Source organism: Pseudomonas frederiksbergensis (genome assembly GCF_900105495.1).
GTDB lineage: Bacteria > Pseudomonadota > Gammaproteobacteria > Pseudomonadales > Pseudomonadaceae > Aquipseudomonas > Aquipseudomonas frederiksbergensis.
Genome location: NZ_FNTF01000002.1, coordinates 2306107 through 2331725, shown reverse-complemented (window position 1 = coordinate 2331725; position 25619 = coordinate 2306107). Strand labels below are relative to the sequence as shown.

The window sequence follows — 25619 nt, the reverse complement described above, 5'->3', positions numbered from 1 at the left end:
CATGACCGACATTCAGAATAAGAACTACATCATTGCCCTCGATCAGGGTACGACCAGCTCCCGCGCGATCATTTTCGACCGCGACGCGAATGTGGTCTGCACCGCCCAGCGCGAATTCGCACAGCATTACCCGCAAGCCGGCTGGGTTGAACACGACCCGATGGAAATCTTCGCCACCCAAAGCGCGGTGATGGTCGAGGCCCTGGCACAAGCCGGTCTGCATCACGACCAGGTTGCCGCCATCGGCATCACCAACCAGCGCGAAACCACCGTGGTCTGGGACAAGACCACCGGGCGGCCGATCTACAACGCGATCGTCTGGCAGTGCCGCCGCAGCACCGAGATCTGCCAGCAGCTCAAGCGCGACGGTCACGAGCAATACATCAGCGAAACCACCGGCCTGGTCACCGACCCGTACTTCTCCGGCACCAAGCTCAAGTGGATCCTCGACAACGTCGAAGGCAGCCGCGAACGCGCGCGCAAAGGCGAACTGTTGTTCGGCACCATCGACAGCTGGCTGATCTGGAAATTTACCGGCGGCAAGGTGCACGTCACCGACTACACCAACGCCTCGCGCACCATGCTCTTCAACATCCACACGCTTGAGTGGGACGCGAAGATGCTGGAAGTGCTGGATATTCCGCGCGAGATGCTGCCGGAAGTTAAATCCTCGTCCGAAATCTATGGCCATACCAAAAGCGGCATCGCCATCGGTGGCATCGCGGGTGACCAGCAAGCAGCCCTGTTCGGTCAGATGTGCGTCGAGCCAGGCCAGGCGAAAAACACCTACGGCACCGGCTGCTTCCTGCTGATGAACACCGGCGAAAAAGCAGTGAAATCCAAGCACGGCATGTTGACCACCATCGCTTGCGGCCCGCGCGGCGAAGTGGCTTACGCGCTGGAAGGTGCCGTGTTCAACGGTGGTTCCACTGTTCAATGGCTGCGTGATGAACTGAAAATCATCAACGACGCCCACGACACCGAATACTTCGCCAACAAGGTCAAGGACAGCAACGGCGTGTACCTGGTGCCCGCCTTCACCGGTCTGGGCGCTCCGTACTGGGATCCGTATGCCCGCGGCGCATTGTTCGGCCTGACGCGCGGCGTACGCGTGGACCACATCATTCGGGCAGCCTTGGAGTCGATTGCCTACCAGACCCGCGACGTTCTCGACGCCATGCAACAGGACTCCGGCGAACGCTTGAAATCCCTGCGCGTCGACGGCGGCGCAGTCGCGAACAACTTCCTGATGCAGTTCCAGGCCGACATCCTCGGCACTCAGGTCGAGCGCCCGCAAATGCGCGAAACCACGGCACTCGGTGCGGCGTACCTGGCCGGTCTGGCGTGTGGCTTCTGGGGCAGCCTGGACGAGTTGCGCGGCAAGGCGGTGATCGAGCGCGAATTCGAACCGACCCTGGAGGAAACCGCGAAGGAAAAACTCTACGCCGGCTGGAAAAAAGCCGTCAGCCGCACCCGCGACTGGGAACCGCATGAAGGCGCTGAATAAGCCGAGGTGAGTACTCGTATCTGTATGTAACTGGCAGGGAGCAGATTCCTGCGGCATCATGGGCAAATTTTTGCACGGCAGCCCAAAGGAAGCCCCATGAATCTGCCTCCCCGTCAGCAGCAAATCCTCGAACTGGTCCGCGAACGCGGGTACGTCAGCATCGAGGAAATGGCTACGCTGTTCGTCGTTACACCGCAAACCATCCGCCGTGATATCAATCAGCTCGCGGAAGCTAATTTATTGCGTCGCTACCACGGCGGCGCAGCCTACGATTCCAGCGTCGAAAACACCGCCTACGCCATGCGTGCCGACCAGATGCGCGATGAAAAGCAGCGTATCGGCGAAGCCATTGCGGCTCAAATCCCGGATCACGCCTCGCTGTTCATCAACATCGGCACCACCACCGAATCCATCGCCCGGGCGTTGCTCAATCACAATCACCTGAAAATCATCACCAACAACCTGCATGTGGCATCAATGCTCAGCGCCAAGGACGACTTCGATGTCCTGCTGACCGGCGGCAACGTGCGGCGCGACGGTGGCGTGGTCGGTCAGGCCAGTGTCGACTTCATTAACCAGTTCAAGGTTGATTTCGCCCTGGTCGGCATCAGCGGTATCGATGAAGACGGCAGCCTGCTGGACTTCGACTATCAGGAAGTTCGGGTGTCCCAGGCGATCATCGCCAATGCCCGGAAGGTGATACTGGCGGCTGACTCCAGCAAATTCGGGCGCAACGCCATGATTCGCCTGGGGCCGATCAGCTTGATCGATTGCCTGGTGACCGATCAGCAACCTGTGCCGGCGTTGGCGCAGTTGTTGAGTCAGCACAAGATTCGGCTAGAAGTCGTGTAAGCACATCGGTCCCTTGTGGCGAGGGGGCTTGCCCCCGTTGGGCCGCGAAGCGGCCCCAAAACCATTCACAGCCAAACCCTCAGTTAAACATCGCAACCCGCTCTGCGACTGCTGCGCAGTCGAACGGGGGCAAGCCCCCTCGCCAAAAAACCCACCTCTAAATGTTCGAAAATTTTCCTTTCACGGCCCTTCGATCAGTATTTTCAATCGAAGTTAACTGGCTGTGGGCGACTTTATGGGCTACCATTTTCGCAAATGAACATTTATGTTCGAATTCCAATACCGAAAATCATAAAAGCCCGAGGCTAGCCGATGCCCACTTCTACCTTGCCTACGCCCCCTCTCGCTGAGATCTACGATATCGCCGTCATCGGTGGCGGGATCAATGGCGTGGGGATCGCAGCGGATGCCGCCGGTCGCGGTCTTTCGGTGTTTCTATGCGAAAAGGACGACCTGGCCAGCCACACCTCCTCAGCCAGCAGCAAGCTGATCCACGGTGGCCTGCGTTACCTCGAACATTACGAATTCCGCCTGGTGCGCGAAGCCCTGGCCGAACGCGAAGTGCTGCTGGCCAAGGCCCCGCACATCGTCAAGCAGATGCGCTTCGTGCTGCCGCACCGTCCGCACCTGCGTCCGGCCTGGATGATCCGCGCCGGTCTGTTCCTTTATGACCACCTCGGCAAACGGGAAAAACTCGAAGGTTCGAAAAGCCTGAAGTTCGGCCCGGACAGCCCGCTGAAAAGCGAAATCACCAAAGGCTTCGAATACTCCGATTGCTGGGTCGACGATGCTCGTCTGGTGGTGCTGAACGCCATGGCCGCCCGCGAAAAAGGCGCCCACGTTCACACCCAGACTCGCTGCGTCAGCGCCCGTCGCACCAAGGGCATGTGGCACCTGCATCTGGAACGCGCCGATGGCAGTCTGTTCTCGATCCGCGCCAAGGCACTGGTAAACGCCGCCGGCCCTTGGGTCGCCAAGTTCATTCGTGACGACCTGAAGATGGAATCGCCGTACGGCATCCGCCTGATTCAGGGCAGCCACCTGATCGTGCCGAAACTGTACGAAGGCGAACACGCGCACATTCTGCAAAACGAAGACCAGCGCATCGTGTTCACCATTCCGTACCTGAACCACTTCACCCTCATCGGCACCACCGACCGCGAATACACCGGCGATCCGGCTGCAGTGGCGATCACCGAAGGCGAAACCGATTACCTGTTGAAAGTGGTCAACTCTCATTTCAAGAAACGCATCAGCCGCGACGACATCCTGCACAGCTATTCCGGCGTTCGCCCGCTGTGTAACGACGAATCCGATAACCCGTCGGCCGTCACCCGCGACTACACCCTGGCACTGTCGGGTACCGGCGAAGAAGCGCCGCTGTTGTCGGTGTTCGGCGGCAAGCTGACCACCTACCGCAAACTGGCCGAGTCGGCGCTGGCGCAACTGGCCCCGTACTTCAAGGACATCAAGCCGAGCTGGACCGCCAGCGCTACCCTGCCGGGCGGCGAAGACATGACCACCCCGCAAGCCTTGTGCGCCTTGATCCGTGACAAGTTCGACTGGGTGCCGACCGAAATCGCCCGCCGCTGGGCCACCACCTACGGCAGCCGCACCTGGCGCATGCTCGAAGGCGTGCAAAACCTCGGCGATATGGGCGAACACATCGGCGGCGGGCTCTACACCCGTGAAGTCGATTATCTGTGCAGCGAAGAATGGGCGACCACCGCGCACGACATCCTGTGGCGCCGCAGCAAGCTGGGCTTGTTCACCACGCCGGAGGAACAGCAGAAACTGGCGGATTATATGAGCAAGGTCGAGCAGAACCGCAGCAAGATCGAAGCGGCCTGATCCCTGATCCGCTTAAACGAAAGCCCCTGAATCTCACGATTCAGGGGCTTTTTTTGTACGTGTGCTTACTGCGCTAGATGCAGCAACAGGAAATCAATGAACGCCCTCGATTTGTGGGGCAAATGCGGGCTGTTGGGGAACACCACGTTGACTGACTGAGAGGGCAGCGAATAGTCGGGCAACAACCGAATCAGCCGCTCACTGGCGATGTCGTCCTTGACCACCCAGGCGGGCAGCACCGAGACGCCTAGCGATGACAACGTCATGGAGCGGATAGCCGTGGAAGAATTGGATTCAAACTGATTGATCCCATTGATCTCGACAGCCCCCAATTGCGGATGGCGCAACGACCACTGGGTCGGTGCCTGCAGGTTGCTGTTGGCGATCCACGGCACCGAATTCAGGTCCTGAGGATTGCGCACCGGGTGACGAGCAAGAAACGTCTCGGTCGCCACCAGCACAATTTCATAATCCGCCAGTTTACGGCTCTTGAAAGCCGAGTCCGCCAAGTTGCCTAAACGGATAACCAGGTCTAACTTTTCCGCCACCAGATCATTGAGTGACGAGTTGAAGTTATAACAGAGTTTGATTTCCGGATAGCGTTCTATGAATTTCGGTATCAACGGAAGAATATAGGCCTCGCCGTATTCACTGGTGGAACTGAAGCGCAACTTTCCGGACACCCGATCATGCCCTTTTAATACATTATCGAAGGCGTTATCGATGTCCGCGACAATACCTTTGAACTCTTCATAAAAGTCCTGGCCGATTTCGGTGAGGGATATATTTCGAGTATTGCGAATCAACAACGTCGCTGACAGCAAGTCCTCCAGGGCCTTGACATGCAGGCTGGCCATGGCCTTGCTGATGCTCAGGTAATTGGCCGCCTTGGTGTAAGAACCAAAATCGACCACGGCCAGGAATGTCTGGACCCGATTAAGATGAGTGTGCATAGCAATAAGGCTCACTGTTAAATCCCGTCAAACATTGTTTCAAGGATAGTCGTATCGACAGTTCAAGTCCACCGCCCCTATGCTTTGTGGCAAAGGGGAAACAACATGACCTATCGCTACAAAGTTGCACTGATATTTCTGATCGGCTTTTTTATAGACTGCATTAACATCTTTATGTCAGCGGTCGCATTACCGAGTATATCGGCGGCGCTGCACGTTAGTACTTCAGATGTTGCCTGGGTGTCTAACGCTTATATTCTGGGGCTGACACTGATCATCCCGGTCAGCACCTGGCTGGCCGGTCATTTTGGCAGCCGGGAAATCCTCACTGCCTCGATGATCGTGTTCACCGCCTCGGTGTGGATGTGTGGTCTGGCCAACAGCTTCCATGAGCTGGTGATCTGGCGCTTCGTCCAGGGAATAGGCGGCGGCTTGTTGATTCCAGTCGGCCAGGCGCTGACGTTCAACCTGTTCAAGGGCGAGCAGCGGGCGAAAATATCCACATTGGTCATGGCCGTTGCCCTGATAGCGCCCGCAATTTCACCGACCATCGGCGGTGTCATCGTCGACAGCAGTTCCTGGCGCTGGGTGTTCTACAGCAACATCCCGTTTTCGCTGATCGCGGCATTGCTGTCCTGGTTCTGGATCAACGAAGGACGCCCGACGAGCTTGCCCAGGCCCGACATCAAGGGCTTGCTACTGGTCAGCGCGGCGCTCGGCAGCCTGCTGATGGGTATGTCGTTATACGGCGGCGACGCTCCGGCATGGGTAGCCGCGCTCTTCGTCATGGCCGGCGTTGCTTTCGTCGTGCTGTACGGGCTGCACTACCGCACCTGCAAAAACCCGATCATTGAACTGAGCCTGCTCAAAAGCAAAAAACTCAGCACCTCCATCTTTATCTATTACGCGATTCCCGGTGTGTTCACGGGGGTCAACTTGATGAGCATCTTTTTCCTGCAAAACACCCTGCACTTCAGCGCCCGACTGACAGGAATGTTCATGATCCTGTACGCCATCGGCGCGTTCATCGCGATGTTGATCTGTGGTCGGGTCTACAACCGGATGGACGCGAAGCGGCTGTTTGCCCTTGGCATGTTCTTGCACAGTGCCGGCATTGCCACCCTGTTACTGGTGAACGACCCCAAGGATTTTCTGGCGATTGTCATCGCCTACAGCTTGATGGGGATCGGCGGCGGCATCGGTGCCAACACAGCACAAACCACGTCGCTGATGGACTTCGAGGGTAATGATACCCACAAGGCCAGTGTCATCTGGAACATCAACCGACAGATGTCGTTCAGCATCGGCGCCGCCCTCTTCCTGATGATTTTCAACCTGCTCCTGAAGCATTTCGATACCACCCAGGCCTACCACGTGACCTTTGCTATCGCCGCGCTGGTGGGCCTGTTTCCACTCTTTCGACTGAGTCAGTTGAACACTCAAAAGGACTGTCATGCACAACAAAATAGTTGAACAGGCGCACCACAGCATTCATCACGTGCACGAGCTGATCCATACCCTGTTCACCGACGCAAACGGCAAGGGGCAGGCCGCGCTTGAACCGCTGATGTCGGCATTCGCCGAGCACTTCACCCTGGTCACCACCTCGGCCGCCATTGTCAGCCGGGCGACGGTCGAACAGATGTTCAAAGGTGCAGTCGGCGCCAAGCCAGGCCTGGAGATCGTCATCAGCGACCTGCAGACGGTCTGGCAGGAAGGCAACAGTGTGGCGATCCGCTACAAGGAAACCCATCGCCTCGGCCAGCACGAAAGCTCACGGGTTTCGGTGGCGATCATTGGCATGCATCACCACAACGCCCAATGGATCTACCTGCATGAAACACCGTTAAGCCAGGAAAGCTGATTGTCATATGAGCGGTACGATCACTGGCTCTTCTATGATCTGGCCGAAAGAACGTTAGCAGCCCCAAACACCATTCGGTTTTCCGAACGCGACCCGTCGGTCGATTCGGTTAACCGGATTCCCCCACCATCAAAACCCTCGCCACAAATATTTAATCCCCTTATAAATCAATAGGTTGATCTATTAGACCTGGCCTGGCACGAGTCATGCTCTACACTCTTGGACGAATGACCGCTGCGCCACCCCTTCAGGAGCCGGCAAGCATTCGAAGCACAAAAAAGGGCCGATGAACTGGCTCCATATAAAAACAATGTCGAGGAAAATTTGATGCGCATCGTTCCCCATCTCCTGGGCGCAGCCATTGCTGCCGCTCTGATCAGCACTCCAGTTTTCGCCGCCGAACTCACCGGCACCCTGAAGAAGATCAAAGAGTCCGGCGTTATCACCCTCGGGCATCGTGACGCTTCCATTCCGTTTTCCTACATCGCGGACGCTTCCGGCAAACCGGTTGGCTACTCCCACGATATCCAGCTGAAAATCGTGGAAGCCATCAAAAAAGACCTGGACATGCCCAACCTCCAGGTCAAATACAACCTGGTGACTTCGCAAACCCGTATCCCGCTGGTGCAGAACGGCACCGTGGACGTCGAGTGCGGTTCCACCACCAACAACGTCGAACGTCAGCAGCAAGTTGACTTCTCGGTCGGCATCTTCGAAATCGGCACCAAGCTGCTGGCCAAGAAAGACTCGCCTTACAAAGACTTCCCGGACCTGAAAGGCAAGAACGTCGTGACCACCGCTGGCACCACGTCCGAGCGCATCCTCAAGTCGATGAACGCCGACAAGCAAATGGGCATGAACGTCATCTCCGCCAAAGACCACGGCGAGTCGTTCAACATGCTGGAAAGCGGCCGTGCCGTGGCTTTCATGATGGATGACGCCTTGCTGGCCGGTGAAATGGCCAAGGCCAAGAAGCCAACCGACTGGTCCGTGACCGGTACTGCACAGTCCTACGAAATCTACGGTTGCATGGTCCGCAAGGGCGATGCACCGTTCAAGAAAGCCGTGGACGACGCAATCATCGCGACCTACAAGTCCGGCGAGATCAACAAGATCTACGAAAAATGGTTCATGCAGCCAATCCCGCCAAAAAACCTGAACCTGATGTTCCCGATGAGCGACGAGCTCAAGGCCCTGATCGCCAATCCGACCGACAAAGCGGCTGACGAAAAGAAATCCTGATTTCTGACTAACCTTATCTCCTGAGAGGGCCTCTGCCCTTTCGGGGGATAGTCACTCCCTGCTGGCATTTTTGGAAACACTCGAACCGGTGGCTGTCGAGCCGCTCGTGTGTGCCCGGTTTTCAATCGGGCGGGAACGGAGCTTCCCCAGGCGGGCACTTGTACATCGATCGATCTGAGGGGAGACCCTAATGAATTACAACTGGGACTGGGGCGTGTTCTTCAAGTCCACCGGCGTGGGCAGCGAGACGTATCTCGACTGGTACGTCGCCGGTTTGGGCTGGACCATTGCCATCGCCGTCGTGGCCTGGATCATCGCCCTGCTGCTGGGCTCGATTCTGGGCGTCATGCGCACCGTGCCTAACCGCATCGTATCGGGCATCGCGACCTGCTACGTCGAACTCTTCCGTAACGTGCCGCTGTTGGTTCAGCTGTTCATCTGGTACTTCCTGGTACCCGATCTGCTGCCTCAGAACCTGCAAGACTGGTACAAGCAGGACCTGAACCCGACCACCTCGGCTTACCTCAGCGTCGTCGTCTGCCTGGGCTTGTTCACCGCCGCTCGTGTTTGCGAACAAGTGCGCACCGGTATCCAGGCGCTGCCGCGCGGCCAGGAATCCGCCGCTCGCGCCATGGGTTTCAAACTGCCGCAAATCTACTGGAACGTGCTGCTGCCCCAGGCTTACCGGATCATCATTCCGCCGCTCACCTCCGAATTCCTGAACGTGTTCAAGAACTCTTCCGTGGCGTCGCTGATCGGCCTGATGGAATTGCTCGCGCAGACTAAACAGACCGCCGAGTTCTCCGCCAACCTGTTCGAAGCCTTCACCCTGGCAACGCTGATCTACTTCACCCTGAACATGGGCCTGATGCTGCTGATGCGCATGGTCGAGAAGAAAGTCGCCGTACCGGGCCTGATCTCCGTAGGGGGTAAATGATGGAATTCGACTTCTCGGGCATCATCCCGTCCCTGCCGGGTTTGTGGAACGGCATGGTCATGACCCTGCAACTGATGGCGCTGGGCGTCGTCGGCGGGATCATCCTTGGCACGATCCTGGCGCTGATGCGCCTGTCGCACAGCAAGCTGCTGTCGAACATTGCCGGCGCCTACGTTAACTATTTCCGTTCGATTCCACTGCTGCTGGTAATCACCTGGTTCTACCTGGCGGTGCCGTTCGTACTGCGCTGGATCACCGGCGAAGACACCCCGATCGGCGCCTTCGCCTCCTGCATCGTGGCATTCATGATGTTCGAAGCGGCGTACTTCTGCGAAATCGTCCGGGCCGGTGTCCAGTCGATTTCCAAGGGTCAGATGGGTGCTGCCCAAGCCCTGGGCATGACGTATGGCCAGATGATGCGGCTGATCATCCTGCCGCAAGCGTTCCGCAAGATGACCCCGCTGTTGCTGCAACAGAGCATCATCCTGTTCCAGGACACCTCCCTGGTCTACGCGGTTGGCCTGGTGGACTTCCTCAATGCCTCGCGTGCCAGTGGCGACATCATCGGTCGCTCCAACGAGTTCCTGATCTTTGCAGGTCTCACGTACTTCACAATCAGCTTTGCCGCCTCGCTGCTGGTCAAGCGTCTGCAAAAAAGGTTTGCCGTATGATCTCTATCAAGAATGTCAACAAGTGGTATGGCGACTTCCAGGTACTGACTGACTGCAGCACCGAGGTCAAAAAAGGCGAAGTGATTGTGGTGTGCGGGCCGTCCGGTTCCGGCAAATCCACCCTGATCAAATGCGTCAATGCCCTGGAACCGTTCCAGAAAGGCGACGTGGTGGTCGATGGCACATCCATCGCCGACCCGAAGACCGACCTGCCGAAACTGCGTTCGCGCGTTGGCATGGTGTTCCAGCATTTCGAACTGTTCCCGCACCTGACCATCACCGAAAACCTGACCATCGCGCAGATCAAGGTGTTGGGCCGCAGCAAGGAAGAAGCCACCAAGAAAGGCCTGCAACTGCTTGAGCGCGTCGGGTTGTCTGCCCACGCGCACAAACACCCGGGCCAGCTTTCCGGTGGCCAGCAACAGCGTGTGGCGATTGCCCGTGCGCTGGCGATGGACCCGATCGTCATGCTGTTCGACGAACCGACGTCGGCGCTGGACCCGGAAATGGTCAACGAAGTACTCGATGTAATGGTGCAACTGGCCCACGAAGGCATGACCATGATGTGCGTGACCCACGAAATGGGCTTCGCCCGTAAAGTGGCGGACCGGGTGATCTTCATGGACCAGGGCAAAATCATCGAAGACTGCAAGAAAGAGGAGTTCTTCGGCGACATCAATGCCCGCGCCGAGCGTACGCAGCATTTCCTCGCCAAGATTCTGCAGCACTAAGCACCACACCGAACTCTGTGGCGAGGGAGCTTGCTCCCGCTGGGTTGCGTAGCGACCCACAACATCGACCAGCACGTTGTGTCTGACATACCGTGTTGGCTGGGTTTGCGACTGCTTCGCAGCCGATCGGGAGCAAGCTCCCTCGCCACAGGTTCTGCGCTCGACCAAACCAGGACGCAAGCCCATTGCCACACTGGTTGACCCAAGGCATCTGTGATGAAATGCGACCCAAATCTCTATCGCGCCGCGCCGCCATCACTTGCCGTGAAACCCCGTCTGATTCGCCACTTGTTCCTGCCGCCGCTGGTCATCGCCCTGATGATCGGGTTGGGTTACCTCGGCTTCTGGGTCAGTGAGCACTACGGGATTCGCAGCCTCAGCGAGAACGGCCAGCGTCAGCTGGAACTGCACGCCCGCGCCGTCGAGAGCGAGATCAGCAAGTACACCTACCTGCCCAGCCTGCTGGAACTCGAGTCCAGTGTTTCGAAGCTGTTGGCCGACCCGTCGCCGGAACACCGACAGACGGTCAATGAATACCTCGAAGGCCTGAACCGGCGCAGCCGCAGTCGGGCTATCTATGTGATGGACACCACCGGTCGTGTCATGGCCACCAGCAACTGGCGCGATGTCGACAGTTACCTGGGCGAAGACCTGTCCTTTCGCGCCTATTTCCAGAATGCCGTGCGCGGTCAGCCGGGGCGCTTCTATGGCATTGGCAGCACCAGTGGCGAACCCGGCTATTACCTGGCTCATGGCCTGGAAGAGCACGGCAAGATCATCGGCGTCGCCGTGGTCAAGGTCCGCCTCGAAGCCATGGAAGAACGCTGGCAGCGTGCGCGACTGGAAGCCTTCGTCAGCGACGAGAACGGCATCATCATTCTCTCCAGCGATCCGGCGCGGCGGCTTAAATCGGTTGTGCCATTGAGCGAGGAAACCAAGGAAAAACTGGCCCGTAGCCTGCAGTACTACTGGTTTCCGCTGAACGAGCTGCAACCGCTGGCCCGTGAACAACTGGCCGAAGGCGAGGAAAAACTGACCTTCCCCGCCAACAGCGAAGTGAAATCAGACGAAGAGGACATCAGCTACCTTTCGCAAACCCGTCCGCTGAGCGACACGCCATGGAACTTTACCCTGCTGACACCGCTGCAGGATTTGCGCCGCGAAGCGATCAATCAGGGGATTCTGGTGGCGGTGGCGTTTGCCCTCGTGGCGTTCCTGCTGATCGCCTGGAACGAGCGGCGCAAGGTCATTGCCACGCGTCTCGCCGCCCGGGAAGCCTTGCAGGAAGCCAACAATCAACTGGAGCGTCGGATTACCGAACGTACCACCGACCTGCGCGCCAGCAACGAACGGCTCAAGGGCCAGATCCGTGAACGCCGGCAAGCGGAAGAGACGTTGCGCCGCGCCCAGGATGAACTGGTCCAGGCCGGCAAACTGGCGGCCATCGGCCAGATGTCCACCAGCATCGCCCACGAATTGAACCAGCCGCTGGCCGCACTGCGAACCTTGTCCGGCAATACCGTGCGCTTTCTGGAGCGCGGTCAGCTGGATGTGGCCAGCACCAACCTCAAGACCATCAATGAACTGATCGACCGCATGGGCCGGATCACCGCCAGCCTGCGTTCGTTCGCTCGCCGCGGCGACGACAAAGGTCAGGCCAGTCTCGGCAAAGCGGTGGATGCAGCCTTGCAGTTGCTCGGCGCTCGCGTGGAAAACGCGCATCTGCAACTGCACCGAGACTTCGCCGATCTGCAGGTGCAGATCGACCAGACCCGCCTGGAGCAGATTCTGGTCAACCTGATCGGCAATGCCATTGACGCCATGCAGGCACAACCGCTGCCCGAACTGTGGCTCGAAGGCGAAGAGTTCGATGGCAAATATCGCCTTCGTGTACGCGACAACGGCCACGGCATCGACGCCGAAGCGCGCAAGCATTTGTTCGAACCGTTCTTCACCACCAAACCCGGCGAACAGGGCCTGGGCCTGGGCCTGACCCTTTCCGCCAGCCTGGCCGCCGCCACCGGCGGGCACTTGGGTGTCGAGCACCCGGCCAGCGGTGGTACCACTTTCGTCCTCAGTTTACCGTTGGTAAGCCCCACTCACGCCGAGCCAATATGAACAACGACCTTAGTGTGCTGATCGTCGAAGACGACCCCCATGTGCTGCTCGGCTGCCAACAGGCGCTGACCCTGGAAGACATTCCCTGCGTGGGCGTCGGCAGCGCCGAAGAAGCGCTGGAGCGGGTCGGCGACAACTTCGCCGGTATTGTCATCAGCGACATCCGCCTGCCGGGCATCGACGGTCTGGAGTTGCTGACCCGCCTCAAGGCCCGCGACCGCAGCCTGCCGGTGGTACTGATTACCGGTCATGGCGACATTTCCATGGCTGTCGGTGCGATGCAGAAAGGCGCCTATGACTTCATGGAGAAACCTTTCTCCCCCGAACGTCTGGTCGACGTGGCGCGCCGTGCGCTGGAGCAACGCAGCCTGGCGCGGGAAGTCTCTTCGTTGCGTCGGCAACTGGCGGAACGAGATTCCCTGGAAGGCCGGATCATCGGCCGCTCCCCCGCCATGCAGAACCTGCGGGAACTGATCGCCAACGTCGCCGATACGTCAGCCAACGTGCTGATCGAAGGCGAGACCGGCACAGGCAAAGAATTGGTTGCGCGTTGCCTGCACGACTTCAGTCGGCGGCACACCAAGCAGTTCGTCGCGCTGAACTGCGGTGGCCTGCCGGAAAACCTGTTCGAAAGCGAAATCTTCGGCCATGAGGCCAACGCCTTCACCGGCGCCGGCAAGCGGCGGATCGGCAAGATCGAACACGCCGACGGCGGCACGCTGTTCCTCGACGAAGTGGAAAGCATGCCGCTACCACTGCAAATCAAACTGCTGCGGGTGTTGCAGGAACGCACCCTGGAACGCCTCGGCTCGAACCAGAGCGTGGCGGTGGATTGCCGGGTGATCGCGGCGACCAAGTCCGATCTGGACGAGTCGAGTAAGGCTGGCGAGTTTCGCAGCGACCTGTATTACCGCTTGAACGTGGTGACCCTCGAATTGCCACCGCTGCGCGAACGCCGCGAAGACATCCTGCAATTGTTCGAACACTTTCTGCAGCAGTCGTCCCTGCGCTTCGACCGTGCCGTGCCGGACCTGGACAACCAGACCCTGTCGAACCTGATGAGCCACGACTGGCCGGGCAACGTGCGCGAACTGCGCAACGTCGCCGAGCGCTTTGCCCTCGGCCTGCCGGCCTTCAAGAAATCCGGCACCAGCGGCAGCAATCAGGGCCTGGCCTTCGCCGAAGCGGTAGAAGCGTTTGAACGCAACCTGCTGAGCGACGCTTTGCAGCGCAGTGGCGGCAACCTGACCCAGGCCAGCCTGGAACTGGGGATGGCCAAGACCACGCTGTTCGACAAAGTGAAGAAGTACGGGCTGAGCCACTGATGGACCTGATCCTCAAGGCAACCCTGGGCGCGGCCGTGGTGGTGATCCTCGCGGCACTGGCCAAGACCAAAAACTATTACATCGCCGGATTGGTGCCGCTGTTTCCGACCTTTGCGCTGATTGCGCATTACATCGTCGGCAAGGGTCGTTCGCTGGAGGATTTGAAGACCACCATCGTGTTTGGGATGTGGTCGATCATTCCTTACTTCATCTACCTGGCGACGTTGTACGTGATGGTCGACCGGATGCGGCTGGAGGCCTCGCTCGCGGTGGCGGCGGTGGCTTGGTTGATGGCGGCTACGGTGTTGGTCACTGTCTGGGTTCGCCTCCAAGCCTGACGTTCTTTCCCCCCTGTGGGAGCGAGCCGGCCCGCGAAAGCGGTGTTACAGCCAACATTAGCGCCAACTGACACTCCCTCTTCACAGTGGATTCAGGTTGTTACAGAAGGTTGGGTTCAGCCACCGGATCAATCTGCGCCCAATGCGAGGAATCTTCGCGGTGGGCCTGCAAATACGGCAACACCGCCGCCAGTAACGGCGCCTTGAACGCGTCCTGGAATCGATGCGCCAGCCCCGGAATCAGCTTCAACTGACTGCCGCGGATATGCGCCGCCAAGTGCACGCCGTGCATGACCGGCAGCAACGGATCAGCAGTGCCGTGAACCACCAGCGTCGGTACGCGCAGTTGATTGAGCAGCGCCACACGACTGCGTTCGGCGAGGATCGCCATGATCTGGCGCTTCACGCCCTCGGGGTTGAACGCCCGGTCATAGGATTGCGCTGCCTGATGCAGCAATGCCTGCCGATCATCGCTCACCGTCGGGCTGCCCAGCGCCGCCAGCAAATCGGCCTGTTGCTCCAGCGCCACTTCGCGATTAGGCGCCTCACGGCGCGACAACAATTGCACCAACGCCGCACTCGGCGCCGGCAAGCCTTCGGCCCCGGAACTGGTCATGATCAGGGTCAGGCTCTCGACCCGTTGCGGCGCCATCGCAGCCATGTGCTGGGCGATCATCCCGCCCATGCTCGCGCCCAGCACGTGAAACTGCTCGACGTGCAACGCATCCATCAAGCCAAAAGCATCATCCGCCATATCGGTCAGGGTGTACGGCGCCGACACCGGCAAACCGAGTTTGTAGCGCAGCACTTCGAAGGTCAGGTTGGCGTCAGCGGGGACTTGCCGCCAGGTCGAGAGCCCGACATCGCGATTGTCATAGCGAATCACCCGAAAACCCTGCTGACACAGCGCGACCACCACCTCATCCGGCCAGTGAATCAACTGCCCTCCCAGGCCCATCACCAACAACAACGCAGGGTCCGAGGCACGGCCGATGCTCTGGTACGCCAGGCTCACGTGTGCCAGAACGACCTGTTCGGTCGGAACATTGATATCGCAACGAGATGCCGCCAAGGACGGCAGGCCGAACAACAGCGCGGCCAGGAAAACCGCTGTGGAAAAAAATCGTGCACGCATGAAAAACACCGAAACGCAGAACTCCAGTAGAGCGCGAGTCTGATGAAGTTTGTTCAAGCGCGCTGCCACAGTTACGTGACAGTTTGATGAAGTTCGCTGAACGGTCAATGCGATAACTATGTACCACCACCGCCCGAGCCCCTTCGCATTCAATGCCTGCCAACCGTCCACTTTGAAAGCCAGGCAAACCATGCTCGAACAACATCACGACACTGACCCAAGCACCCTCAGCGATTTTGGCCTCGCACTCGCCACCGTCCCGGCGATGCAGAATGAACATTTATTCCTCCAGGCCTCGCAGCGCTGGCGAGACAGCCAGCAGCAAATGCTCAAGCTCATGGCGACCTCCCCCAGCGTTCACAGCCTGTTGACGCAAACGCTCAAGCAGCAACTGGATCTGGATGGCGAGCGGGTCGGCCTGTTTTTTCCGGCCACCGCCGAGCGCTCTTCGCGCCGTTGCAGCCTGACAGAAGCCTGCGCCTTCCTGCTGCAACAACCGGATCTGGACCCGCGGCATCTCCCCACCTGTCGGGTGACGGGGATCGATCGCAGCCATCGACACTTCGCCACCTCTGCCGGCGAGCTGCTCAAACAACTCAAGGCACTGGGCCTGAAGCAACGCCTGACCGATGGCTGGAACACGTACTGGAACGGACGGGCCAACGGCTCGCCATTATCCAGACGGCACCTGGCCGCCCGGTTGTACCGCACACACGTTGACGCGGCAGGCCAACTGGCCCTCGCCGAGGGTGCGTTAAGTGCCGAGCAGTTAAAGCCGCTGCTGGCGATCCTCGATCCTGTCGACGGAAAATCCGAAGTGGCAGGCCAGCGAGTCATCGCCGAACAGTTGGCCCTGCAACGCGCTGACAATCGTTTCGCCAAACTTCCTGGTGTGCTGGGCATCAGTCTTTACGGGGGACAATCCACCGAGCAGTTGCTGTATTTGCCCACCCACCGGCCTGCACTGTTGCACTTCAGTCAGCGCAGCGAGCTGGACAGTTGGCTGATCAGGCATCAACACGAAATCCCCTGGAGTGTCACGACTGACGGTCACAGCGTCGTCGACTACCACAACCCGAGTGCCCCGCTGGAGGTCGGTGCAGCCCAATTGCTGGAGCGTTTGCATGCCATTCAACTGGAAAGCGCATGCACCGGCCTGGGCGACGACATTGCCGAACAGGCGGCCTATGCACTGCTCGCTGTCAATCAAGTCGACGCGCAACGCCGCGCAAAAGGAGGCTTTAGCGAAGCGCCGGACCTCCCCGCACCGGTACACGAGCAGGACGATCAGGCGCTCGCCCCCTCCTTCCCGCTCGGTAATCCCGGGCACGAATTCTCTTTGTTCGTGCGCAAGGCCGCATTCAGGCAGCAATACAGCGCCATCGAAAACATGCTGAAAAAACACGATCAGGAGACGTTCGACAATCCACAGGTGACAGCGCTCAAGGCCCTGTTTGCATCCCTGGACGAGGCCGAGCAGGCCGCCATGACCGCGGCATCCGCCCTGCTGGAACGCGAGCGCGTTTTCGATACGTCGACGATCAACACTCAATACACCGCACTCTATCAGGCGAGACTCAAGGCCCTGCAAGCCGAGGCCAACATCCAACTCAAGCTGGAGCAGATCGATACCGCCGAACACAAGCTGCTTGAAGCCGTGTTGAAAACGCCTGCCAGCGCCGATCGCTCCGATCAGAGCGCCGCTGCCTTCGTGACCTTATCGGTCAGCGAAACCGGCGACATTAAAACCGTTTCGCAGCGTCAGGAGCTGGAGGGGCTGCTGGTTTTCGCCGACACCGCGACGCTGCAAGACCCATCCTCAACGCAAAGCCTGTTGCTCTACTGCACCGGTGCTGGCGGAGGTTTGCAACGGTTCGCCAATCGCCGGGAAATGGAGCGTTCCCTGTTTAAACTGCATGCCGCCGACGAGCACGCGGCGTTGCAACTGACCCCGATCGTCACCGACCCTTTCGAGTACAGCTTGCGTCAACAAGTCGCGACTTTCGAACGCCGCGCAGCCGAGATCCGCCAGCAATACCCCATCGGTACCCAACCCGCACAACACGCGAACGCACTGGGACAGTTACGCGAGCAAACGCTTACCGCCCTGCAGGTGCCCAGCCACCAGAACCGCGACCTCGCTTTCGCACAAATCGTCGAGCAAAACCTGAGCGCACGATTGACCCGCCAGTTCCCCCAATGGCTCACCCAGGCATCACCGGATGAACGCTTGCAACTCAATGCATTGATTGAACGCTATGTGCCAGCCTTGCAACGCGCCCACGCGTTGCACGAACTCACATTGCCGCTGGTCAGTGACTTCGCCGCCAAACGCATCGATGCCCGGCTGCGCAAGGATTTCTCACTCCTGCACAGCTTCGCCGTGCAATTGAACCTGCCTGATGCAGTGACATCCGAACAACACTTCACCGTGGCTCCAGGCGCACCGGGAACGCCGACCAAAACCGTATGGGTCGCCAGCCAAAGCCGCAGCAAACTGTCGATCCATGAACTGGCGCTGCTGAACATCGACGACAGCATCAAGCAGCGCTTGAGCTTCATGCGTGTCGAAGTCACCGCCAGCTCCGATACCGAGCGCAATGCGCTGGTCAAAGGCATCACCCTGTCGTACCTGTGCGCCCTCGTGCCGGAACTCGATCTGGCGCAGCACTACGAAGCGCTGATACGCAGCACCTACAGCGGGCCGGCGACGGCATCGGCCTTCGAACGTGAGTATCACCACGAATGCCTGCTCGAACCCTACCGCTTGCAACTCACCATTCAGGGACGCTTTGCCCTCCTGCGAGGTGCAATCAACGCCACCGAGTGGCAAATCCTCAACGTCGCGATTGAGGCTGCGACGGCGCAGGACTGGTCCGCCAATGGCCAGCAGATCGTACTGCTGCCCGCCTTCTTGAGCGCGGGTGGCAAAGATACGGACTACAAGTCAACCACCCTTTCGGGCATTACCTTCATTGAGGAGAAAACCAGCGGTGTTACGCTGCTGTACCTGCCCGACACCCCGGACGGCGTGTTCCTGCGCCGATACGACAGTCTGGAGCAAGCCCGAAAGGCGTTGTTCGATCTGTGCCTTGGCAGTGAAATGGCCAACTATCTGGCAGAGCGTGCCCTTGATGGCCAAAAGGCGAATCACCTGGCCCGCATCACGCAAGCCTTGCTGAAAAACTTCGATGGGATCATCGGCGTCGGGCGCCCGTGGCCCAAAAGCACTTCATTGCCAGCCCATCTATTGCATGCCGAGATGGGCCGCCTGATCCTCGCTCATCGCAACACCTCACGCTCCAACAGCGAACTCTTTCTGGAGCAATACGCAGTCAAGGGCGAGAAGGTGTTCACCTACTTGAAAATGGCCATTGGCGTCTTGCCCATCATCGGTACCGGTGTCGGCCTCTATGATGCCTGGAACAGCGCCAATCAAGCCGTCGCGGCCTTTCGCAAAGGTAATCACGTGCAAGGCATGGCTGAAATAACCATGGTGCTGCAGGCGTTGATCGATGCAGGCATGGACTTTCTTTCGGGTTTCAGCTTGCGGCTCAGCGCGATCCGCACACGAACGTTTCATCGCCAGTTGAGCAGGATGTTCAGAGGCACTGACGCTTCGTCCACACCGCTGATATCGGCACGTGAGGCCCGGCATATTGCAGCCCGATTCGCTGGTTATCACTACGAAAAACCAGTTTCCCTGGCGGGCCTTCAACCCGGTACGGACGGCGTTTATCGCAATGTCTATCGACACGCCGACGGTGACTTCATTGTCAGGTACGGAATCATCTACAAGGTGGAATTGCATGACGGGGCCTGGCGGCTGAGCGGGACTGAGCTCAAAAGCTATAAACAACCCGTAGCCCTCGATGCCAGCGGGCAATGGAACACTCACTTCGCCGTTTACGGGACTGCCTTCAATGGCGGCCTGGCGGGAGGGGGTGGGGTACAAAGTTACCTGGCCAACAGGCTTGATCCGATCTGGCCGACGGTCATCCGCGAGCGACTGCCGCGTTGGTGGGTCGATCGGGTTTTTCGGCGCCAACAAGCACTGACAGCCAGCACCGATGCCAGGATCGAGCAACTCAGCACCCTGAGCACGCGCACAAATGAGACGCTGAAGCGCTACCAAAGTAGCCCACCTCAAACCCACATGGAACAAATCAAGCACCTGGACGCCGCTTGCCTGAAAGAAATAGAACTGGCCAAAACCGCTTACCTGGAACTCGAAGAACTGTTGCCGTTGAGCCATGGCAACAAGCGGGCAGGTATTAACGACATAAAAAGCCGAATGGCCTGGGTGATAGTGGACCGCTCACTGCACCGGTTGAGGTTTGGCGCCCGGCGCATCGCTCAGCACCTGGAGGAACTCGACGATTTTGCAAACCAGTCGGATACTCTGCCCAACACAGACTTCAAGCCCCTATTGAGCCTTCTGCAACAGCGCAAAAATGCACGGGTAGGGATGGTCAAGGCGCTCGAATTGATCGACGCGACCAGCGCACAGATTGATGAATGGAGCAAACGCATCACCAATGACGCTCAACGAAGAGTCGTAGCGACAGAAAAAAACAAAATGGCAGCCGCATTGCTGCCGGAGAACCGGCAGTACCTGAAAACGGGTCAATACTTGCAAGTCGTCAGTCGGTTTGATGCGGTTAATGATGTCTCCTGGTTTTATCTGCAAACCCAGATGGCTGACGCACGGGCCAGGATCGATCGGGTCCTGGCTACCCAACACTGTCTTCACCAAGTGAACGCCCGCCCCGCGGAACGCACCAGAATTCTTGAAGACTGTCTCGCGGCCTACGATCAATTTCGCAAGGAGCTGACGGCATGGACAGCCAGCTATCCTCAACATTTCGATCTCACCTATGTCCCGCTGCTCCTGGACGGCATAGAAAAAACCGCCGAACGAGCTCGCCAGGCCATCAGGCAAACATCTGTGCCACGGCCGACCGGGCCTATCGTGAAAAAGATCTTTGAAACCGAACAAGGTCAATTGTTGATCGGTGACGTGATCAGCGGCCAGGATCGATTCACACTCAAGGGCATCGATGGCTATACCGAAAACTGGTTGCCAGGGTTACACGGCAAATACCGTCTGCAGGACAATCCCCTGCGGATCAGCCAACAGCATGCCCCCACGGATGTCAGGCCTTTGTTGGCGGAGGCAAAGAGTCGCCTGAACACCCAGGCGGCGTACCAGGACAAGGTCGAAGCCTACGCCAGGCAAAACATGCTGCCCGTCGACCTTGAACACATGATGCTGACTGAAGCCACCGAGCTTCGCCTGCGCGCCAGCCAGATCGAACGCCTCGACCCCCAGGCCCCTCTCATCGGGCAACTGCGAGAAAAGGCTGCCGAACTGACGCGCAAAGGACAAGACTTGCGCATCCGGCACTCCCTCATCAGCCAAACGCCCACAGAAGGGTATCTGGACTATCTGCTCAAACAGGGTGCGGTGCAGGTTCGCAAGAACGGTGAATTGACCGAGCTCGCACGCCTGAAGGACGGGCGCAGGGACTTCCTGCAGGAATACGAAGTGCTCGACCTGACGCAAACTCCGACACAGCCCCTGTGGTATGCCCATTTTCACTACAACAAGCCCCAACCGCGCTTCGACGAGTTCGTCAAAGCTCATCTCAAAACAGCGCAACAACGCCATCTCGGCCTGCAATGGCAACAAAAGCAGGCGCAAACCGGTGCGCCGGTCGACTCTATCTGGCGTGGTGAAATCGGCAGGCCGTTAGCCTTGCAGCAAGTCCAGAACCTCTGACACCACCAGCGCCGGGGGGCGGCAATGCTCCTGCGGCGTATGGGCGAAGCTTGCCACCCGTCTGAAAAGTGCCTTGACCTGTCACATTTGACAGTAGCCGGTTTCAACACCGGAACCTTAAATAAGAGCCCATCCGCTGTGATCTGGCGGCATCAGTTCGCTCTGACTTGAGGACACATCATGAATATTGACGAACAACTGGTGGAAAATAGCCCCGCCCGGTTTGCCACCTCGATCGTGAGCGAAAGCAGGCTTGATATTCCCGGCGCCCTCACGGCGATCGAAGACGCGGATGTGGGCATCAACCGAACGTTGGCCCGAGGCAACATCAACGGTATGGCGATCGTTATTCCCCCCACACAAATCTTCGTCGGTGACCGGGTGGAAGTGTTCATTCGCCACCCGACCTCACCCGCCCTGCCGATCATCTGGTTCACCGTGCCAAGTGACTATAACGGCGAGCCGCTCTTGAGAAGAGTCCAGGTCAAGGACATTCCCGAGGGCTTCAGTACCTGGTTCTATCGGGTCAATAGCGTGGAGTCGGGGCATCTTGAGGTGTTCGTCAAAACCGAACTGCCCGGGGGAATCGACCCACAACCGGAATACCCGGGCCACAGGTTATTGCGGCCCCCCGTCATTACGCCGTCGATCATCGACGGCACACAGGACGTCATTGTCACCGTGCAGCCCTGGCAGGGCATGCGCCCCAACGATACCGTGGCGTTTCAGTATGTCGGCTGGCGCATCGCACACAAGGTTCTGAAGTCCGAGATCGGTCAACCGGTCGAGCTCACGATTTCCCAGGAAATGATCGCGGCCGACGGTAGTGGGCAGGCCTTGCTTCAGTACTGGGTAACTGACGAGGTGGGCAACATGGCCTCTGACCACTCGATCGGGCTGATGGTCGATATCCAGGACGCCAATCACGCACAACGCCTGCCCGCCCCGGCGGTGTCCGAAACCGATCAGGACAACGCCATCTACATGACTGCGCTAGGGGCCAAGTCCGTCATCGTGACGGTCGCGACCCCGGCCTCGGTCTTTGCCCCAACGGATGTAGTGGAACTCGACTGGCGAGGCGAACCCCGCACAGGCCTGCCCCAGCTGTTCACCGACTCTCGAACGGTTGCCTCCCAGACAGCGCTGACCTTCGAGGTGTCCAACGCCGTGGTCCAGCGCCTGGCCGGTGGTTTTGCCAACGTGGCGTACACGCAAGTCACCGCCAGCGGCGAACGCCGACGCTCGAAGTACGTCCAGGTCTTCATTGTCGGCAACACCCGCAGGATCGATTGACTCCCATTACCCACCTGTTCAGAGGTAATCCGCCATGAGCGTTTTCAACACACCCGAGCCCCCTGTCAAAGCACGGCAAATTGACCTGCTTCCACCGCTGCCAAAACCCGGCGATATCAGAGTCAATAGCATTGATCGGCTCTTGATATCCGGGTTTATCCCCAACCTGCCAGCGGATGAGGGCGTCCACGGCGGTATCAATCGACTCGCGTTCCTGGACGGAAAAGACCAGCCAACAGCGTTGAATGTGGTAATCGACCCATGGCTCAGCATGTCGGAAAAAGATGAATGGATAATTGAAGCGATCTACTCGCCGGGGAGCCCGATCACGCTTGCGAGCGACACTGTCAATGCCTCTCAAGTGGATAATCGGATGTTCCCGACCATCCAAAAGAATCAGTTGCCCGACGGCGTGTGCGATCTGGTGGTCGGCGTACGCAGGATCAGCAATATCGGGGGCGACTACGAACGCTCACCGGCACTGAAAGTACTGATCAAAACCACCCTGCCCGGCGGACCGGACCCGGATGAGAAGGAGCCTTACCATCAGGGGCTGCAACCCATCCAGGTAGAGCAGGATGTCCTGGACAGTGGCCTTACCAAGGACTATCTGGACGAAAACCGCGGGTTGCCCGTCACCATCCCTGCCTACGAGAACATGCGCAAGAACTCCAGCATTTTTATCGTGTGGGGAAGTAGAGATATAGAATTCAAGGTGCCCCTGGTTACTCCCGCCCAGGTTGGCCAGCCCATCAAGTACACGATTCCTGCAAGCGCCCTCAAGGACCTGCCCCCCGTAAATCCTTTGCTGCTCACTTATCGCCTTAAGGATGTGGTGGACAATCACAGCGCTGCCGATGCGCCTCCGATCTTCTTCCTGTTCGACCCCACGCTCGTGCTACTCGAACCCCCCGTTATCGACAAGGCGGATGGCGAACAACAGCTCGACCTTGATGCACTGCTGGGGGAGGACGTCGAAACACATATCTTCTCCTCCAAAGTCAGTTTTGTACCTGGGGACGTGGTGGATCTGAGCTGGCGCGGCGTCAGCGCTGGTGGCCGTCAGGTGCCCGTGGATATGCAATGGAAACCCGAAGCGTCGAGCCGTTCGCACACGTTCATGATTCCCTATGACCGGGTCCACCTGATCGCTCGGGGTTTCGTCAAAGTTGACTATAGACTGACCCAAGCCGCCAAACCCACCACCCCGCGCTACTCACGCACGACCTACGCCAAGATGATCGGCATGCCCCTGAAGCTGGCTGCACCTGTGGTGCCTGAAGCCAAAGGGGGGTCTGTCGCGGTAGACACCGACCCGGCCCACGTGATCGTGAAAAGCCAGCCAGGGGCCATCGTTCTCAACGATGTCGTTTACATTTACTGGTACGTCATGACGGCGATAGGCATAGAGGATTTCTACGCGGCGTCCAGCCCAGTCAGCGCGGAGATGGTGGACAAGGACATCGAGTTCACCGTCCCCAAAGACCATATTGAAAAATGGGAAGGGGCCAAGGTACTGGTCGAGTACACCGTCCGCCGCAAAGACACTGAAGACGTGGGTTCCGAAACCCTGGTGCTGGAAATCGGCGACATCACGGCCCAATTGCTGCGACCGGAAGTCATCGATGCGAAAGACGATGTGTTGATCCCGGAAAATGTACCCAACGGTGCAGCGGTCACCATCGAGCCTTATCCCGGCATGCGTGCCCTGCACATCGTCAGGCTCGACTTCATTGGGGCCAACCAGCAGGACTCCTGGTCGTCACCGCCGATAGAGGTGCAGCCTGAAATGGTGGGCAAAGACATTACGCGAACCGTGCCCTTCGAGAAACTGCTGGCCAATCGAAACAACACCGTCGAGCTGGTCTATACCGTCACCAACCCCTTTACCAAAACCCAACGGGTTTCGGAACGGCGGCGATTGAACATCGGCTCACCGATTCCGAACCCGGACATCACGATAGTCAAGGACGGCAATGGCAGCGATATCCCCCGCAACAGCCAGACATTTGCCACCCGGGCAACGCTGACGGGCACTGCTGGAGTGAGTGTCCCCGTAGAACTGCGCAACCATGGCGTGATCGTGGCCACACCAACCTCCACCGCAGGGAAAACCTGGTCACACACCCTCACCACCCTGGCGCCGGGCTCGTACAGTTTCACCGTGCAGAACCCCGGCACAAACCGGCCCTCCGCCATCTGGGCCTTTGTTGTGCAGGAAGCGCAGACGCCCATCATCGACTCGGTGAAGGCTGGCAGCTCGACGATCCCGAACGGTGGTGCGACTTACTACCAGAGCAATATCAGCATCAGCGGCTCGGCCTCACCAGGACATCAGATCGAAATCTACGATGGCGCCACCCTGCTGGGATCGGTCCCGACCACCAATACCGGAAGCTGGACCCTCCTAGCGCGCAACTTCTCGTTCGGCGGTCATTCCATTACCGCACGGACCACCGATGGCAGTAATAAAACCTCACTCGCCTACACCTTCACTGTGCAACAGGGGCTATCGACCGATATCACCAATTTCCACTATGGCCAATTCAATGGCTGGACCACGGGCGATGCCATTCGGCACCGGGACCTGACCTTTCATTTCAATCATGGGCAATACGTACTCAATAACTACACCTATACCAACTGGTCCAACGGAGTCTTGCTATACAAGACGTTCTACAACTTGCAACCCAATGTGTACTACTACTTCACTATTCGGATAGCACGTTTCTATCCTCAATACGCGCCACCACACATTAGGCTTCGCACCGACCAGTCAGCGGGTCAGGACTGGCACATTCACACTGCAAACATGTCTAACTTGACGATCGGTTTCAGCTCAACCACTCCACAGTTGACGTTGTACATCGATAGCCTTGAGGTCAGCGGTGTGGGTAACGATTGGGATATGGCGTGGATTCAGGTGAGTAAAGCTTAAACGTAAAAAACCCGCCGACCTTGCAGTCGGCGGGTCTAACCACTGCAGTGATGAAATGCTTGAGCGCACTGCCTTCACGGAA

The 25619-nt window shown here is 58.5% G+C and carries 17 protein-coding genes; 15 read left to right on the top strand and 2 right to left on the bottom strand.

Annotation, left to right across the window (positions count from 1 at the left end; translation table 11 throughout):
* Position 1 precedes the first annotated feature (1 nt).
* From glpK to glpD, 3 genes are all read left to right on the top strand, one after another.
* A complete protein-coding gene (glpK, locus tag BLW70_RS10935; RefSeq protein ID WP_074874027.1) occupies positions 2-1507 on the top strand; it encodes a glycerol kinase GlpK in 1506 nt (501 codons plus the stop codon).
* Between the two features lie 96 nt (positions 1508-1603).
* A complete protein-coding gene (locus BLW70_RS10930) occupies positions 1604-2359 on the top strand; it encodes a DeoR/GlpR family transcriptional regulator (RefSeq protein WP_027922833.1) in 756 nt (251 codons plus the stop codon).
* Between the two features lie 312 nt (positions 2360-2671).
* Entirely contained in the window at positions 2672-4210 is a 1539-nt protein-coding gene (gene glpD / locus BLW70_RS10925; RefSeq protein ID WP_074874026.1) for a glycerol-3-phosphate dehydrogenase, read from the top strand.
* A gap of 65 nt (positions 4211-4275) precedes the next feature.
* On the opposite strand, the gene BLW70_RS10920 is transcribed toward glpD, so the two are convergent.
* Entirely contained in the window at positions 4276-5163 is an 888-nt protein-coding gene (locus tag BLW70_RS10920) for a LysR family transcriptional regulator (protein ID WP_074874025.1), read from the bottom strand.
* A 105-nt stretch (positions 5164-5268) separates the two neighbouring features.
* Between BLW70_RS10920 and BLW70_RS10915 the strand changes: the two genes are divergently transcribed.
* From BLW70_RS10915 to BLW70_RS10875, 9 genes are all read left to right on the top strand, one after another.
* Positions 5269-6636, top strand: a complete 1368-nt coding sequence (locus BLW70_RS10915; protein ID WP_074874024.1) for an MFS transporter — start codon at positions 5269-5271, stop codon at positions 6634-6636.
* Positions 6617-7027 (top strand): DUF4440 domain-containing protein, encoded by a 411-nt coding sequence (locus BLW70_RS10910; protein WP_074874023.1) that lies wholly within the window; start codon positions 6617-6619, stop codon positions 7025-7027. The genes BLW70_RS10915 and BLW70_RS10910 overlap by 20 nt, the downstream gene beginning before the upstream one ends.
* A 327-nt stretch (positions 7028-7354) precedes the next feature.
* The gene (locus BLW70_RS10905) at positions 7355-8269 is read left to right on the top strand and encodes a glutamate/aspartate ABC transporter substrate-binding protein (protein WP_074874022.1); all 915 of its coding nucleotides are present in this window, start codon (positions 7355-7357) and stop codon (positions 8267-8269) included.
* Positions 8270-8459: 190 nt separating this feature from the next.
* The gene (locus tag BLW70_RS10900; protein WP_074874021.1) at positions 8460-9206 is read left to right on the top strand and encodes an amino acid ABC transporter permease; all 747 of its coding nucleotides are present in this window, start codon (positions 8460-8462) and stop codon (positions 9204-9206) included.
* Positions 9206-9877, top strand: coding sequence for an amino acid ABC transporter permease (locus tag BLW70_RS10895; RefSeq protein ID WP_033053683.1), 672 nt, complete (start codon positions 9206-9208; stop codon positions 9875-9877). Before BLW70_RS10900 ends, BLW70_RS10895 begins: the two co-directional genes overlap by 1 nt.
* Positions 9874-10608 (top strand): amino acid ABC transporter ATP-binding protein, encoded by a 735-nt coding sequence (locus tag BLW70_RS10890; protein ID WP_074874020.1) that lies wholly within the window; start codon positions 9874-9876, stop codon positions 10606-10608. The genes BLW70_RS10895 and BLW70_RS10890 overlap by 4 nt, the downstream gene beginning before the upstream one ends.
* A 216-nt stretch (positions 10609-10824) precedes the next feature.
* Positions 10825-12726, top strand: coding sequence for a two-component sensor histidine kinase AauS (gene aauS, locus BLW70_RS10885; protein ID WP_074874019.1), 1902 nt, complete (start codon positions 10825-10827; stop codon positions 12724-12726).
* Entirely contained in the window at positions 12723-14051 is a 1329-nt protein-coding gene (gene aauR / locus BLW70_RS10880; RefSeq protein ID WP_074874018.1) for a two-component response regulator AauR, read from the top strand. The genes aauS and aauR overlap by 4 nt, the downstream gene beginning before the upstream one ends.
* An 8-nt stretch (positions 14052-14059) precedes the next feature.
* On the top strand, positions 14060-14389 hold the full coding sequence (locus BLW70_RS10875) for a GlpM family protein (protein ID WP_173860489.1): 330 nt from the start codon (positions 14060-14062) through the stop codon (positions 14387-14389).
* A gap of 100 nt (positions 14390-14489) precedes the next feature.
* Here BLW70_RS10875 and BLW70_RS10870 read toward each other — a convergent pair whose 3' ends face one another.
* Complete coding sequence (locus BLW70_RS10870; RefSeq protein WP_074874016.1) at positions 14490-15524, bottom strand: alpha/beta fold hydrolase; 1035 nt, start codon at positions 15522-15524, stop codon at positions 14490-14492.
* Positions 15525-15714: 190 nt separating this feature from the next.
* Here BLW70_RS10870 and BLW70_RS10865 point away from each other — a divergent pair, with 190 nt between their 5' ends.
* From BLW70_RS10865 to BLW70_RS10855, 3 genes are all read left to right on the top strand, one after another.
* Positions 15715-21306: a dermonecrotic toxin domain-containing protein gene (locus BLW70_RS10865; protein WP_074880504.1), complete on the top strand. Its 5592-nt coding sequence runs from the start codon at positions 15715-15717 to the stop codon at positions 21304-21306.
* Between the two features lie 180 nt (positions 21307-21486).
* Positions 21487-22599 carry a hypothetical protein gene (locus tag BLW70_RS10860; protein ID WP_074874015.1) on the top strand — a complete coding sequence of 371 codons (1113 nt, stop codon included), beginning with the start codon at positions 21487-21489 and terminating at the stop codon, positions 22597-22599.
* A gap of 34 nt (positions 22600-22633) precedes the next feature.
* Positions 22634-25537, top strand: a complete 2904-nt coding sequence (locus tag BLW70_RS10855; RefSeq protein ID WP_074874014.1) for an Ig-like domain repeat protein — start codon at positions 22634-22636, stop codon at positions 25535-25537.
* Positions 25538-25619 lie beyond the last annotated feature (82 nt).

Bases quoted from the DNA above. Each gene is read 5' to 3' on its own strand.
- glpK (WP_074874027.1), top strand. From the start codon at position 2: ATGACCGACATTCAGAATAAGAACTACATCATTGCCCTCGATCAGGGT.
- BLW70_RS10930 (WP_027922833.1), top strand. From the start codon at position 1,604: ATGAATCTGCCTCCCCGTCAGCAGCAAATCCTCGAACTGGTCCGCGAA.
- glpD (WP_074874026.1), top strand. From the start codon at position 2,672: ATGCCCACTTCTACCTTGCCTACGCCCCCTCTCGCTGAGATCTACGAT.
- BLW70_RS10920 (WP_074874025.1), bottom strand. From the start codon at position 5,163: ATGCACACTCATCTTAATCGGGTCCAGACATTCCTGGCCGTGGTCGAT.
- BLW70_RS10915 (WP_074874024.1), top strand. From the start codon at position 5,269: ATGACCTATCGCTACAAAGTTGCACTGATATTTCTGATCGGCTTTTTT.
- BLW70_RS10910 (WP_074874023.1), top strand. From the start codon at position 6,617: ATGCACAACAAAATAGTTGAACAGGCGCACCACAGCATTCATCACGTG.
- BLW70_RS10905 (WP_074874022.1), top strand. From the start codon at position 7,355: ATGCGCATCGTTCCCCATCTCCTGGGCGCAGCCATTGCTGCCGCTCTG.
- BLW70_RS10900 (WP_074874021.1), top strand. From the start codon at position 8,460: ATGAATTACAACTGGGACTGGGGCGTGTTCTTCAAGTCCACCGGCGTG.
- BLW70_RS10895 (WP_033053683.1), top strand. From the start codon at position 9,206: ATGGAATTCGACTTCTCGGGCATCATCCCGTCCCTGCCGGGTTTGTGG.
- BLW70_RS10890 (WP_074874020.1), top strand. From the start codon at position 9,874: ATGATCTCTATCAAGAATGTCAACAAGTGGTATGGCGACTTCCAGGTA.
- aauS (WP_074874019.1), top strand. From the start codon at position 10,825: ATGAAATGCGACCCAAATCTCTATCGCGCCGCGCCGCCATCACTTGCC.
- aauR (WP_074874018.1), top strand. From the start codon at position 12,723: ATGAACAACGACCTTAGTGTGCTGATCGTCGAAGACGACCCCCATGTG.
- BLW70_RS10870 (WP_074874016.1), bottom strand. From the start codon at position 15,524: ATGCGTGCACGATTTTTTTCCACAGCGGTTTTCCTGGCCGCGCTGTTG.
- BLW70_RS10865 (WP_074880504.1), top strand. From the start codon at position 15,715: ATGCTCGAACAACATCACGACACTGACCCAAGCACCCTCAGCGATTTT.
- BLW70_RS10860 (WP_074874015.1), top strand. From the start codon at position 21,487: ATGAATATTGACGAACAACTGGTGGAAAATAGCCCCGCCCGGTTTGCC.
- BLW70_RS10855 (WP_074874014.1), top strand. From the start codon at position 22,634: ATGAGCGTTTTCAACACACCCGAGCCCCCTGTCAAAGCACGGCAAATT.